Here is a 14,339-nt window from a genome sequence, read left to right on the forward strand (position 1 = left end):
ATACTGCACTAAAAGTGCAGTATTCAATGCCTCGCTCGGACAGGCGGCGTCGGCCCTTATCGTGAACCGGCGAGCCGACCGGACGAAGAAGGCGGGCCCAGGTTGATCCCGGACCCGCCTTCATGCTCGATGTTCCTACCGGGTGACGGCCGCGGTCCGTACCGAGTACACCGTCGCGTTGGCGTAGCCGGCCTTGGAGCCGGTCACGCCGACGCTCATGGTCTTGCCGAGGTCCGCGCTCGTGAGCTTGTAGGTCTTCGCGGTCGCACCCGTGATCGCAACCCCGGTGCGGTACCACTGGTACCGCAGCGTCGTCCCGGCGGTCCAGGTGCCCGTGTTGGCCGTCAGCGTGTAGGTGATCCGGGTCGTGCCCGAGACGGTCGGCTTCGGGGCGGTCAGGGTGCCGGCTACAACGGCCGCCGTCCGCACCGAGTACACGGTCGCGTTGGTGTAGCCGGCCTTGGAGCCGGTCACCCCGACGCTGATGTTCTTGCCGAGGTCGGCCGCGGTGAGCGCGTACGTCTTTCCGGTGGCTCCGGAGATGGGGACGCCGGTGCGGAACCACTGGTACGTGAAGGTCGCCCCCGAGGTCCAGGTGCCCGTGTTCGCCGTAAGGGTATATCCGACCTTGGTAGTGCCGGTGACGGTGGGCTTTGTGGCTGACAGAGTGCCGGCGGCGACCGCGGCCGTGCGTGCCGAGGATTGCGTGATGCTGGTGTAGCCCGTCTTCGAGCCGGTGACTCCGACGTTGATCGTCTGGCCGAGGTCGGCAGCGATCAACGCGAGAGTAGCGCCGGTTGCCCCGGTGATGGGGACGCCGGTGCGGTACCACTGGTACTTCAGCGTCGTCCCCGTGGTCCAGGTGCCGGTGTTGGCGGTCAGGGTGTAGCCCACCTTGGACGTGCCGGAGACCGTCGGCACGGGGGCCGTGAGAGATGCGGTGGTGACGGCCGCCGTTGGAGCGGACTCCTTCTGGAGGGTGCCGTAGCCGGCCTGGCTGCCGAGGACCTGAACGGAGATCGGATGCCCGACGTCCTCCAGAGCGATCACGTAGGTCGACCCGGTCTTGCCGGTCAGGAGGACGCCGTCGCGGAACCAGCGGTACTCGAGCAAGGTGCCCGTGGTCCATGTCCCTGCATCGGCGGTGAGGGTCTGGCCGAAGGCCGCCGTTCCCCTGATGGCCGGCGTGGAGCCGGTGAGCTCCCCCGGGGCGATCAGGCCGGTCTGTGGGGAGGTGGCCGAGACGGACGCGGAGCCGGTCCTGGTGCCCGTGACCACGACGCTGAGGTGCTTGTCGTAATCGGCCGCTTCGAGCACATGGTCCCTGCCGGTGCCGTGGACCGTGATGGGCTCTCCGTTGCGCAGCCACTGGTAGGTGAACGCCTCCGGTGCCGGCGACCATACTCCCGGATCAGCGGTGAGTGTCTGGCCGACGCGCGCGTTCCCGGTGATGAGCACCCGTCCGGGGACGATGACCGTGCCAGGCTCGGGCGGCGTCGGCAACCCACCCTCAAGTGCTGCCGCAACAGCTGCTCGCGCGTTGATCAGGCCCGTGCCACAGCCCCACTCGCACTCTCTCTGCAACGGCCTGGTCGTGCCCTTGAGGATGTTCTCAACGCTCGCCGGGCTCAGGGTGCCGTTGAGTGCGAGCATGAGGGCGGCGGTAGCAGCGACGTGCGGCGCTGCCATCGAGGTGCCCTGGTAGAAGGCGTAGGCCTGGCCGCTGTAGTCCTCGACCGGACCGCTGGAACCCATGTTGATCGTGGACAGGATGCCGCCGAGCGGATCGGTGTCCATGTTGCCGCCGGGGGCGACGACGTCGACGATGTCCCCGTAGTTCGAGTAGGGCGCCAGTCCTCCGTCGCGGCCGGAGGCTGCAACCGAGATGACGTTCGCACAGTTTGCCGGATTGCTGGAGCTGGCGTCCTGACTGTCGTTGCCAGCGGCCACGACGACGACCGACCCGCGGCCGACAGCGCCGTTGATGGCGCTCTGCCAACTGGTGGTGCACCCGCCGCTGCCGCCGACACTGAGGTTGATGACCCTGGCTGGGTTCGGGTTTGCCGGAACGCCCGGCACGGCTCCTCCGGAGGCCCAGGTCACCCCGTCCATGATGTCGGACATCCAGCCACCGCATGCGGCGAGGGCCCTTACGGGGAGGATCTTCGCCCCTGGTGCGATGCCGACCACACCTTCGTTGTTGGCGGCGGCCGCAATGGTTCCCGCGACATGGGTGCCATGCCAGGATGATGGCGCTGTACCGCACTCGGAGGAATCACCGTAATCGCCTTCATCGGTCGCGTCCGGATCCCGCCCGTCGCCGTCGCGACCCTCCGCCGGATCACCGATCATGTCGTAGCCGGGGAGCACGTTGGCATCGAGGTCTGCGTGGCGGGTGATGCCGGTATCGACGACGGCGACCGTGATGCCCTCGCCGGTCGTGGTGTCCCACGCAGCCTTGGCGTCGATACCGTTCTCCCCGAAGATCGGCCACTGGTAGTGGTAGAACTCGTCGTCCGGCGAGAGCGAGGTGGCGTGCAGGATGTGGTCGGGCTCGGCGTACTCGACGGCGGTGTTGGCTTCGAGGGACGCGACGAACTCTTCGGCCTCACCGGTTTCGAGTTCGCGGCTCGTCTCCACAACGGTCGCCCCGGTGCCCATGACCTTGAGCTCCTTGACGGTGATGCCGAGCTCCTTGACCTTCACCCCGTAGGCGTTGCCGCGGGACTTGGATCTCGCCGGCGCCTGGTCCTTGAACTTCACGATGAAGCGGTCGACCGGCTGCTGCACCGCGGTGCCACGGACCTCCGGGTTGGCGATCGGCTCCGGTGGTGCTTCCGTTGCGGACGCCGGGATTGCCAAGAGCGGACCGGCGAGCAGGGCGGCAATGGTGGCCGCTGCCGCTCCTCGGGTGATACGGCGGGGGCGGGTGAACATGCGCGTCCTCGGTGGTCATCCCACCGGTGGTGGGCAGCGGCGGGGAAGCCCGAATGCTGTCCCCCGCCGAAGCCTATCCGGGAGACGACACGGTCCTACCGGCATGAATCCGCAGTGTTTCCGCAGGTCAGCGGCAGGCCCTTGCGTATCGGTGACCGGGCCGCTCCGAGTGGGGCTGCCGGCGACACCAGCGCTAGCGCGCGGTCACTCCTCGGAGTCCGTCTCGTCGCCGATCTCACCGAGGTACTGGATCGTCAGGACCGGGCTGCGCATCTCGTCGGTGCCGGCGACCAGGGCGACGTACGCGTGCTCGCCGTCGAAACCCGGAGCGATGTAGTCGTAGCTCTTCCAGGTCGGGTGCTCGGCGGCGCCGTGCCAGGCGATGTGCAGCAGCAGGTCCTCCCACTCGGCCTCGTCCGGCAGGTCCGTGAACCCGAGGACTTCCAGAACCTCCTTCTCGACGGCGACGGGGCACAGGAAGTACTGGCGGGAGGCGTACGGGCTGATGTCGACCAGGTCGCCGGTACGAAGCGCCCGCTGGCGTGCAGTGCCGGGGTACTTCTCCGGCACCTCGCTCGTGACCTGGTGCTCGAGCAGGTCGACCTGTTCGGTGGTGGGCATGCCCTGCGGATAGAGGTAGGCGTTGACGCGGGACGCCGGATCGTAGGGCACGAACCAGGCCGGCGCTTCGGGCTCCTCGCCGTCCGGGACAGGGTGGTATGCCTGTTCGAGCACCGTGCGGTCCTCGAGAAGGCCGACCGTCGCCCGGTCCAGGTTGACCGCTCCGAGGTTCGCGCCGTACTCGGTGTCGGCGTTCCGGACACCTTTCTTCGCGATGCAGTACACGGCGAGCTCGTGCGCAAAGGTGCGGGCACTGTGCCAGCCCAGTTCGAACTCGGAAGCGACCTCGGCCGCGACGACGGCGAAGCGCTGCAGGAATGCCGCGGTGTAGTGGTGCCGGTATGCCGGCGGCAGCATGTCGACCACCTTCGCTCCGGCCGAGGAGATGTACTCCTGCAGATCCCCACCGGCAGCCTCGATCGTACGCATCGCGAAGACGTCGTCGAAGAGCCCGTCGAGCACGATCGGAATCGCCTGGCGCAGGGCGCCGCGCAGGAGCTGCGCGATCACCAGGGCTTCCAGCCGATCCTCGGGCGAGTCGTAGTTGGACGCCGGGAGCTGGCCGTCCTCGTCGAGCTGCATCCGGCCGATGCACGCGCCCTGCAGCTCGGGACCTCCGAAGTAGCCGAACATGGTGAGATCGATGCCCTCGAGCTTCCGGCCTTCGTTGATCAACTCGATCTGCTTCGGTGTCAGGTCCTGCGGGTCGATGGTCGGTGGCACTGTGCTCCTTGGTCCGGTGGCGCCAGAGTAACAGCAGTCCGGCTGGCTGTGCGCGTAGGGGCCCGGCACTGCCCGTGGCCGCGGTCACGCACAGTGTCGTCGCCCCTACTCGTCGAGCAAGATCCTGATGGTGCGCAGGACGGTCTCGCTTGCCTGGAGCCGGCGGGCTGACAGATTGTCAGTGTTCGCATCGTGGAGCAGGTCCGACAGGCGGCTCATGGTCCGCTGTTTCCTGGTCCGAGGCTGCCCGCGCGGTCAGCAGCCTTCCACTGCTTGCGGGCCAGGGGCTGCTCACCCGGGGGCAGTGACCGGACGTAAGCGTCGTACCTTCTGCGTCTGGGAGGCTCCCAGAACCACATAACCTCGAGCAGAACTTCGAAAGCAACGCGCGCGACCAGCCCGAGGACCTCGATCACCTGAGCCTGCCTGACTTCTCCCCCGTCGTCATGACGTGCATCCTACGCCGTGCCCGTCGGGGTCGGGCGAGTCCTTGAAGTCGGGGTTCCCGGCGTGCATCGGTGCGGCTGCCGTCACCTCGACGCAGCTGGCATAGGAGACCTCGTCACCGGGCGCTGCGGGAGCCTCCTCGTGTGGCGTTCGTGAGAGCAACCTCGGTCAGGTCTCTTTGAGTACATCACTGCGCGTGTCGCAGCCGTTGCGGTCCACGTCCGCCCCGTCGCGCCGTCGACCTCGGGGGCCCGCGTCAGACCGTTGCGCGAGACGGGAAGCTCCCCGAACAGCACTGGCGGGACCTCGGTGCACTGGTTCGCGGCTCCGAGACGAGGAGCGAAGCGGCCGGTTATTCCTGCCCTTGGCGGTTAGGGCAAACCGGCGGTCGCGACGATGATGTTGACTAGGCGGCGGTGTACTCGGCAATGGCTTCGTCGGCTGCCTTTCGGCGTCCGGCCTTGGCGTACCAGAGGACCATGAGTGCGACGCCGAGCAGCATCGCCCCGACACCGATGACGAATGTGCCGCCAACACCGGCGAACACTGTGCTCCCGTACTCAGGATCGAGCATGTCGACAGCAGAGAGGATGAACGCGGCCGTCATCATCAGCGCTCCGAGCAGCGGCAGCACGCCTCGGAACATCAGGTTGCGGGTGCTCGAGCGCAGGGTGCGGCGGAAGTACCGGGCGCAGGCGAAGCCGGTCAGCCCGTAGTAGAAGGCGATGAACAGGCCCAGGGACGCGATCGAGTCGGCCAGAAAGTCCTCGCTGACCAGTGTCATGACCACGTAGTAGGCCGAAGCCACCACTCCCATCAGCACGGTGGAGAACGTGGGCGTCAGGTACTTCGCGTGGACGGTCGCGAATCGCTCCGGTAATGCCCGGTGGGCTGCCATGGACAGGGTTCCGCGCGCCGTCGGGAGAATCGTCGTCTGCGTGGATGAGGCCGCGGAGATTAGAACGGCGAGCACGGCGACCCACGCCCAGTCACCCATGACGGCCTCGCTGACGGAGTAGAACACGTCAGCGGCATTGTCCTCGTTGCCGAGCCCGAGACCCTCACTTCCGGTGCCGGCAAACATCATGACGACGACGCTGACACCGACGTAGGTGGCGAGCAGAATGACCGATGAGATGAGCGCAGCGCGCCCGGGTGTACTCCGCGGGTTGGATGTCTCCTCGTTCAGCGCCAGACAGGTGTCCCAGCCCCAGTAGATGAACAGGGCCAGCAGGATGGCGTAGGTGAAGGCGGACAGGGACTCGACGGCGAACGGGTTGAACCAGGCGAGGCTGACTGCGGTGAAGTCGAAGGCCTCCCCTGCGGAGATGCGGTACACAGCGAACCCGGTGAAGAGCGCCAGAGCGGCGTACTGCAGGGCGATCAGGGTGCGCTGCATCTTCTCGGAGATGTCCACGCCGCGGTAGTTCGTCCACGTCAAGGAGGCGATGAAGGCCACGCCAGTCGCGGTTACGAGCGGCACGTTGTCGCCCAGCTCAGGATCTACCAGGCGCCAGAGGTACTGCCCGGCGACCTGAGCCAGGTTGGCCAGCACCACGATGCCGGAAAGGGCCACTGCCCAGCCGCCCATCCAGCCGGCGAACTTCCCGAACGCGCGTGACGCCCAGGTGAATGTCGTCCCGCAGTCAGGGGTGTCCCTGTTGAGCTCGCGGTAGGCGTAGGCGATGAGCAGCATGGGTACGAAGGCGACGATGAGCGCCGCAGGGGCCTGTACGCCGACGGCCAGGACGATGAAGCCGAGCGTCGCGGCCAGCGAGTAGACAGGCGCCGTGGAGGACAGGCCGACGGAGACACTGCCGACGAGGCCGAGGTCCCCGGCGGACAGTCCCTTGCCCTGCACCGTGGATCCCGTGGGTGAGATGGTCATGGTCGCCTAACCGTTGCTCGGCGCGGGCGCGTCGATGATGTTGGGCACGAACCGGCAGAAGTAGTCGGTGACGTAGCTGTCGGATTCCCGGATGCCGACGCCGACGGACTCGCCGTCAACCACCCATGCACCGAGGACCGGCCGGTTACCGTCGAAGTCGGGCAGCGGGCTCCACGCCTGATAGCACCAGCCTTCGGCTCCGTAGTCGCCGGGCTGCTCGATCTCGACGCCCTTGGCGTGGATGCGGATGTTGTCGCCCTCGCGGCCATGCAGGGGCTTGGCAACCCACTCCTCCATACCGTTCGGTCCGTCGAGGTAGGACGGTAACAGGTTGGGATGGTCCGGGTAGAGGTGCCAGAGGGCGGCCAGGAGGGCCTTGTTGGACAGGAACATCTTCCAGGCCGGCTCGACCCAGCGGGTCATCACGGGCCAGTCAAGGATCTTCTGACCGAACTCCTCCTTCATCATCATCTCCCACGGGTAGAGCTTGAAGATGGTGCTGATCGCTTTGTTGTCGAGGTCCACGAATCGGTGCTGACGGGCGTCCCAACCGATGTCGCTCATGTTGATGCCGACGGTCTCCCAACCGGCCTGCGAGGCGACGTCGCGCATGTAGGCGGCGGTCATCCAGTCCTCGCCTGACTCTTCGGTCTCGATGTGCGCAACATGCAGCCTCGGGCCCTCGATTCCAAAGCGCTGCTTGTCCCATGCGGCGACGAGGGCTTCGTGGATGCCGTTCCACTGGTCGTTCTCGGGCTTGACGTCCTGCAACCAGAACCACTGGGCTATGGACGCCTCGATGAGACCGGTCGGGGTGTCGGCGTTGTACTCGAGCATCTTCGGCGGGTTCACGCCGTCGTAGGAGAAGTCGAAGCGGCCGTAGACGGCAGGCTCACTGCGGGCCAGAGAACCGGCAGCAAGCCGCATCGCTTCGGCGCTGATGCCGATGTTGCCCATGGCGCCGGTGGCAAGGTAGCGGGCCGCTTCGATGCACATGCCGTGCAGCTCCTCGGTGACCTTCTCCAGCATCTCGACCTCTGCAAGGTCGAACTGGTAGTAGGCGCCCTCGTGCCAGTAGTCGATCTCCGAGCCGTCGGGCATGATCGTCGTCGAGTAGAGCAGGCCCTGGCTGGCGATCTTTTCCTTCCAGTCCGGGCGCGGGGTAGACAGCAAGCGCTTCACGTCAGCCTCCCATGCTTCCGGAGCGTCCGCCGCTGCCGCCGGACTTCGCACTGTTGCCGAAGCCGCCGCGTGTAACGGACTGGCCTTCGCTGGAGAACCCGCTTCTGGCGGTCGCCCCCGAGGGGATATTGGTGATGCCGCCCGAGACCCGGGACCCAACGCGCGGAATGACAGTGCTGCGGCCGGAGTTGTTGATGATCATGGGCAGGAAGTACCAGCCGAAAGCCCCGCTGGAACGGCCCGCCTCACTGCACTTGCTGTCCTCGACGCGCTCCTGCGTGGTCCTGTCCTGACACACCTGGGCATAGTCCTCGTCAATGACGTCCCCCTCCGGAGTGCAGCCTGTGAGGAGGGCGCTGGCAAGCAGCGCGGTGACGCCAAGGGCGAGCGAACCCGAACGCCGGATGCGGTTCGTTGTGCCCACGGTCGGGCTCTGGGTACTGTTCATGGTCACTCTCGATGGTAGGTCGGATGCTCGGTCAGGATGTGTGCGGGTACATCGTGAAGTCTCCCCGTGCAAAGAAAAGGCGGCAAGCTGATCGATGAGCCTTCCACCTCCTATGTTGAAGGAGGCAGCCCGTCGGGATTCGAACCCGCCCGGTCCGAGGACCGGTAGTGTGCCTCACACTCTCAGCTGATCCCCTCTCACCCGTCGGCTAGTTCCGGGAGGCCCTTTCCGGGCCCTTAGTCCATCGCCGGGGGTCGAGCCCGGGACCCGCAAGGGGCCGCCATCCGCCTAGGACCAGGTGAACGGGTGCCGACCCGCTCCCCTGTCCGTCCTTCGAGGTGCGCTTTCCCCGAGCTTCGGATGCCCGGTCGCCCGGGCGTAAGCACCATGTGTGCGGTGACTAGAGGAAGCCTCCCCGCCCTACCGCACGGCGGCTCGAGCACCCTTCCAGAGCAGGCCCAGCGCAGAAGCCGATGCGCGCCCCGATGACGACGGGGTTCCAGCGCTCCATTGCCTTCTGGCTCCGAGTTGTCGCCGGCCTTTCCCCTCAGCCAGTAGAACAAGACGATCGCGGCGACCCAGATCGCCGGCACGCCGTAGATACGCTTATGCAGGTGGCGCCGCCGAATTTGGGGACCTATTTTTCGGAACGGACCTGGTTACTGACGGAGCAAGTTTTGGAAGCTGGTAATTCATGAGAAGCAGTCCTCGGCGTCCTTGGAAGGGCGCGTTGATCTTCAGCGGGCCGGTGTTGTTGGCCTCAATTGCAGTGATGGTGTTTGTGCCGACGGAGCAGGTACCGCTGGAGATTGCGGTCCTGATTGCCGGATTGCTGGCGGGGGCCGTGTTGGTGCGTTTTGGTGTGTCTCGGCGGTGGATGAGTCCTGTCGTGCTCGTGTCGTTTATCGCCGTGTGGTTCGCACTCGGTACGGCCGGATACGCCTGGTTCGGAGGTTTTCTCGCAGGAGCATCCGCGGGGGTCGCTTGGGGGCGGATAGTTCGAAACCGAACAGTAAAAGCCGCGGCATCGTAGAAGGAAGGGTGGCAGCAACGATCCACCGCGCCGCGCCCCATGCCCCTGGCTCCGAGGAATTTTTGTTGTTGTGTCTGCGGGTATTTCGGGCTTGGATCAGTTCATGTACCCCACTCGGATTAACACGGATGCGATGCCGGTCAACCTTGCGCTTCTGATTACGGGGATCGGCGTAGCCGTGATCGTTCTGGTCATAGTTGGGGCACTAGTCGTCGACCGCTTCGATAAGGTCAAGGATCGGCGGACAAAGAACTAGCACGAAGCATCCGCCGCGGGTCCTTGGACGGACGGCTCCCATTGAAGTAAGCCTCGCCTCGATGCCTGAGAGGGTTTGGTATGACTTGGTAGCTTCGACCGATGAGTATTCCAGTGAAGGTGGTGTGAGGCGCACGTGGGTATTGGTTTCATCATGATCCTGCTCGCCGCAGCTGCATACCGTGGGAGGAAAGCTATCGGCCGCGGGCAAGCGCAAGCCCTACTATCCTCGTTCAATATCGGTGAGGGTAGGCAGCCCGAGATCGCGACTGGTTTGGCCACGGCGTGGGTAGCCGTGTCGGTAGTGTTCCTCGTTGGCGGCTTCGTCATCATTGCAGCAGACTTGATCACTCGCTGACAGTCGGCGCAAGGAGCGCACCGGACATGACAGAAGCCGTCTCGATTCTGTCCGCGGAGAGATCGGGAGGAAAGCTTGGCCCTTCTCCCTTCGTCTGGTCCCCGGTCTACTGCACAGGCCAGCTAACACCCCGGTCACCGACAAGCCACCTTGTGACTCTGGTTCGGAGGGACTCCCTAGGGCGCGGTGAGTCCGCCGCAATCGGCATCCAGGCACGCATAGTGATTGTTGGCCGAGAGATCTCTCTGGACCAGGCGTCCACCGCCTCACGATGATGATGAACGATTACCACCAGCACCCTTGAGAGGGCGGCTGTCAGCTCGGATCGGCTCCATTCGGGCATCATGTCAATGATCCGGAGGTGTGCCTGCTCCGGCGACAGTGCGAACAGTGAGGGAACATCTGCCTGGGACGAGGATTTTCCTGTGGCCGCTAATCCGCTGAAGACAACCAGCGCGGATGTCAGTCGCAGAATATCGCGGGCTACCGGGTCTTGGCCTGTGTCGCTCAAGCTTGGAGCGGGTGGGGGTGGAGGCCAGCCCGGCTACCGCCCTCACCGCCCTCGGAGGGATCCTTCAGCACGCACATGCGAGACCTCGAGTACGGAGGAGAGCTTGCGCTGTGTTTCGATGGATCATGACCACGATCGAGGTTGTGAGGGCTCAGGACCTAGCGCTGAGCGACGTTCTCGGGCTCTACAACGCGGTGGAATGGCTTGCCTACACCAAGGATCCGGACACGCTCCAGAAAGCACTCGAAGGATCGTCGACACTCGTGGCTGCCCGCGACGGTCGGATGCTTGTCGGACTGGCGCGCGTGATCTCCGACGGTGCTTCCATCTGCTATCTCCAGGACATCCTCGTCCGGCCCTCACACCACAGGAGGGGCTTAGGACGTGCTCTTGCTGAGCGAGCCCTCGAACAGTACCCGCACGTGCGGCAGAAGGTCCTCATCACTGATGACGAGCCAAGGCAAAAGGCATTTTACGAAGCTCTCGGCTACACGCAGACAGACGAATTCGCTGGAGGATCCATCCGAGCTTTCGTGAGGTTCGATTGACAAGCTAAGTGATACCGAGGATCTCGAAGGGGGACGCTCCCAAGAAACCTACTGCACACCAGAGTGCGACGCCTTCAGACTAATTCAGGCGTTAGAAGTATGGGTGTCTCGAGAACGCTCGAGTGATGGGGCAATGGCCCGGATGATGATTGCAGCGCCGATCAGCGTAGTCCCCATGGGAATCATCGCCCAGCGCACGAGTGTGAGAACGACGTCTACGGCTCCTACTCCGATCGCTGCTGTCGGGCCCGCTGCCTCAGCGAGCAGGCCGATCAACAGTGGAAGCAGCACGAGTACGAAGCCTCCGGCAACAACCAGCACGACACCCCACCTGATGCACTTCTTAGCTGTCGATTCCATGGTTCCCCCAATAACAAGCAGCTATTTTTTCGTTGAGTGTAAGCCCACGGACTCCACAAGAAGGGCCAATCACTGGATCGATAGAGAAACTATGCTTTCTCAACGCCTGCGTTGAAGCCCCTAGCCGATGTCCATACCGAGCCCGCTTACCATCTGCGTCATGGACGACGGCAGAGTAGCGGTCATATCCGGACCCAGGACCATCTCTCAGGACCTTGATCTCGCTGAACTGCCTACTTAACCAGCGCGCGGTGACCGATCCCTGAGCGAGGGTTACGGTTCTCCACGTCAGGTGTGAGGCTCGCTGCTTGCCTGTGGCCGGGTGAGGACGGCCGGCCGCGCTATGGGTAGTCCGATGGCGCAGGCGAGCGAGGTAATGAGGAGAGCGGCAAAACCTAGCAACATCAGGCCGAAGCCGCCTATATCTCCGTAGGATCCTTCCACCGATCTAAATGAGAGCAGATAGATCCCGTCGGCTACCAGCATGGGGATGCCCGCAATTGCTAGGAGTATGGCGCCGAGTTTCAGAAGGTCTGGTCTGCACCCCGTGGCACGACCAATCACGACGAAGCCGAAAGGGACAGCGACACAGAGAATCGCGGAGCCGGCGTGAGCGATGGTGAAAAGGGAAGGACTGTATGGCCCTGCGAACATCCAGACATACCCTGAAAGGAAGGACAGCGTCAGCGCTGCCAAGCCAGGTAGCACGCGAAGGAATGAAGACATAGGTTACAGTCCCACACCTGCCGCATTGTCCTTCTGCGCGAAGCGCAGAGGGATAATGCGGGACAGGCTTAGGAGTGACTTATCGGATCATCCAGGATCTTAGTCCAGGCCTCCTCGTAGGTGGAGCGTTGCCAGTGCTGGCGTGGGCCCTCCCATTCGCGTGCGACGTCGGTCAGCCATATTGTCACATCGGGATTCCACCCTGCGAGGACCGTGTGGACGTCGGCGTCGACCTGCAGTGCACGATTGGCGCCAGTGAGGTAGGCCAGAGCGGTCAGGTGCACCGCGTCCCACCGCTGTGCGACCTTTTCCCAGTCCGGGATGACCCATCTGCCGTCGTGACCGGTATACCGAAACCAGTCATGGCGCCGGGATGCTGTGACCTCCAGCGGGTACTCGCGGCACAGTGATACCCACTCGTCCGCGGTGCGGATCTCGTAGGTGCGGCCGACGCCGCGGACGGGGATGACCGTGGCGTGCTCCTCCCCGAAGGAGTCCTCGATGAGGTCCAGTCCCAGGGGTACCCGTCCGATCGTTTGCAGGCTTCCGTGTGGGAAGGACCACCACGTCCCCGACCAGGAGGCGCGAGGATCCCGGGGGCGTTCCTTCTCTGCCCGGACCTCCTCCGCACGGGTGTCGCGGGCCCACGTGGACAGAGCGCGCGCTGGGTTCCTAGGCAGGTGCGCAGGATCATCTGCCGGTCGCCAGTCGATGGCCCACTGCTCGACCTGCCGGCCCTGCGGCCACCACTGCATGGGGGACACCGTCATCACGTGCTGCGCGATCGGGGCAAGGGCGGCCTTTACCTCGGGAAGCGCTGCCAGAACGTCCTCCCCGTCCGGCTCCTGCCAGGGCCGAGACGTGTCGACCGCCGCGGCCAACGCCCGGTCGATCACAGCACCGCCGATCCGTGTCACATCGAGCGAGGCCAGGTGCGTGATGAGGTCCATCATGGAGGGTCTCGGTGGCCGGTCAGCGCCCCCATCGGAGGTAGCGGTTATCAGCACCCGGGATGTCCCCTTGCCGGGATCCAAATCGTGGGCGAGCCAGAACGCGGCGGACCTGATCGACGGGTTCAACTCCATCACCAGTTCCAGGCACAGACGTCGTCCACGAGGTCCTACGAGCAGCACATCAGCGCCGATATCCATCCGCCCACCCTACGGGTGGCGGCGTTGGCTAAGCAGGAGGGAACCACCACAACGTCCTACCAGTCCGGTTCACTCAGCGATCCTCCAATGGAATGATGCGATGCTGGGTTACCAAAGCGTTCCACGTACGTCCATGTCGCCCTGCGGCCACCCGCTCGCATCACGCATCGCGGAGCAGACAAGATTCGGCCAATCGTCGGTAACGATGACAGAAGTCTGGTCCAAGCGGGACAAGGAGCGCTCCGTCGCGTGAACTTGAATCCACCCCGCCGATTCGTAGAACGGCACCACCTGTTGCCTGCATCCGGGGAAGCCGAAGTCGACCGGAGCTTCATCGCGCATCGCCTGTTGAGCATGTCGCATCGCTCCACCGCCGAGCCCAGTGCCGCGTGACTGCTCATCAACGAGCATGCCTCCTGTCCCTGCCACCAGGACGTCACTTCCACCGACCGTAATAACGCGGCGCTGGAAACCGACGTGCGCACCCACCGCTGTTCCTCGGAAGCCGAGGACATGAAACTCTGCCGGAGAGCGGCGAGATCTGCTCTGCTCAGGTCTTTGTGAAGCTTCACCTTCAGCTGCGCAACCTAGTTAAACAATCGGGGTCGGGATGCCAATAGGCGGTTGAGGGGACGACACAAGGACGGGCCTTGCCGCCGGAACGTCAGAGCTTAGGTTTCGGCGCGGATTGGTATTTTTCCTCGCCGGCCGTTTCGATGACCCGCTCCTACTCTGAGGGACCAAACCAAGACTGGATGAACGGAAGGATTGTGCACCTTTGGTCCGCTACTGGGCGCCACGAAGATGGGGCCGGAGCTACGCCAGGATGGGCACGGGGCCGCTGTCAGGTCCCTTCCCCCACCATTCGGACTCAGCTAAGGAAGCTCCGCACGAGGATCGGGGCAATGGAACCCGTTCTCGAAACGATGGCAAAACGATGGCATGTGCGCTCTGAAGGCAACAAAAAACCGCCGGACCAGAGCTTTTGCCCTGTGTTCCAGCGGTTCGTTGTGGAGCTAAGGGGATTCGAACCCCTGACCCCCTGCATGCCATGCAGGTGCGCTACCAGCTGCGCCATAGCCCCGTACTGCGCCGCTTCCCGGGGTCTTCACCCCGCCGAAGCAACTTGATCAGTCTAGTAAATTCTGGCG

7 protein-coding genes, 1 tRNA gene and 1 pseudogene are annotated in these 14,339 nt (G+C 64.4%); 1 reads left to right on the plus strand and 8 read right to left on the minus strand.

The window, feature by feature from the left end; translation table 11 throughout:
- Positions 1-135: 135 nt before the first annotated feature.
- From ACX80I_RS08350 to ACX80I_RS08370, 5 genes are all read right to left on the minus strand, one after another.
- Positions 136-2,937 carry a S8 family serine peptidase gene (locus ACX80I_RS08350; protein WP_459344651.1) on the minus strand — a complete coding sequence of 934 codons (2,802 nt, stop codon included), beginning with the start codon at positions 2,935-2,937 and terminating at the stop codon, positions 136-138.
- A 204-nt stretch (positions 2,938-3,141) separates the two neighbouring features.
- Positions 3,142-4,281, minus strand: a complete 1,140-nt coding sequence (locus ACX80I_RS08355; protein ID WP_459344652.1) for a hypothetical protein — start codon at positions 4,279-4,281, stop codon at positions 3,142-3,144.
- An 853-nt stretch (positions 4,282-5,134) separates the two neighbouring features.
- Positions 5,135-6,616: an APC family permease gene (locus ACX80I_RS08360; protein WP_459344653.1), complete on the minus strand. Its 1,482-nt coding sequence runs from the start codon at positions 6,614-6,616 to the stop codon at positions 5,135-5,137.
- 6 nt (positions 6,617-6,622) lie between these two features.
- The gene (locus ACX80I_RS08365) at positions 6,623-7,798 is read right to left on the minus strand and encodes a glutathionylspermidine synthase family protein (protein ID WP_459344654.1); all 1,176 of its coding nucleotides are present in this window, start codon (positions 7,796-7,798) and stop codon (positions 6,623-6,625) included.
- 1 nt (position 7,799) lies between these two features.
- A complete protein-coding gene (locus tag ACX80I_RS08370) occupies positions 7,800-8,246 on the minus strand; it encodes a tRNA-dihydrouridine synthase (RefSeq protein WP_459344655.1) in 447 nt (148 codons plus the stop codon).
- A gap of 2,282 nt (positions 8,247-10,528) precedes the next feature.
- On the opposite strand from ACX80I_RS08370, the gene ACX80I_RS08375 reads away from it, so the two are divergent.
- Positions 10,529-10,951: a GNAT family N-acetyltransferase gene (locus tag ACX80I_RS08375; protein ID WP_459344656.1), complete on the plus strand. Its 423-nt coding sequence runs from the start codon at positions 10,529-10,531 to the stop codon at positions 10,949-10,951.
- 1,154 nt (positions 10,952-12,105) lie between these two features.
- Here ACX80I_RS08375 and ACX80I_RS08380 read toward each other — a convergent pair.
- From ACX80I_RS08380 to ACX80I_RS08390, 3 genes and pseudogenes are all read right to left on the minus strand, one after another.
- On the minus strand, positions 12,106-12,990 hold the full coding sequence (locus ACX80I_RS08380) for a hypothetical protein (RefSeq protein ID WP_459344657.1): 885 nt from the start codon (positions 12,988-12,990) through the stop codon (positions 12,106-12,108).
- 306 nt (positions 12,991-13,296) lie between these two features.
- Positions 13,297-13,701: pseudogene (locus ACX80I_RS08385) on the minus strand (GNAT family protein); the annotation flags it as partial.
- A gap of 498 nt (positions 13,702-14,199) precedes the next feature.
- Positions 14,200-14,272, minus strand: a tRNA-Ala gene (locus ACX80I_RS08390).
- Between the last annotated feature and the right edge of the window lie 67 nt (positions 14,273-14,339).

The organism is Arthrobacter rhamnosi (genome assembly GCF_054510855.1).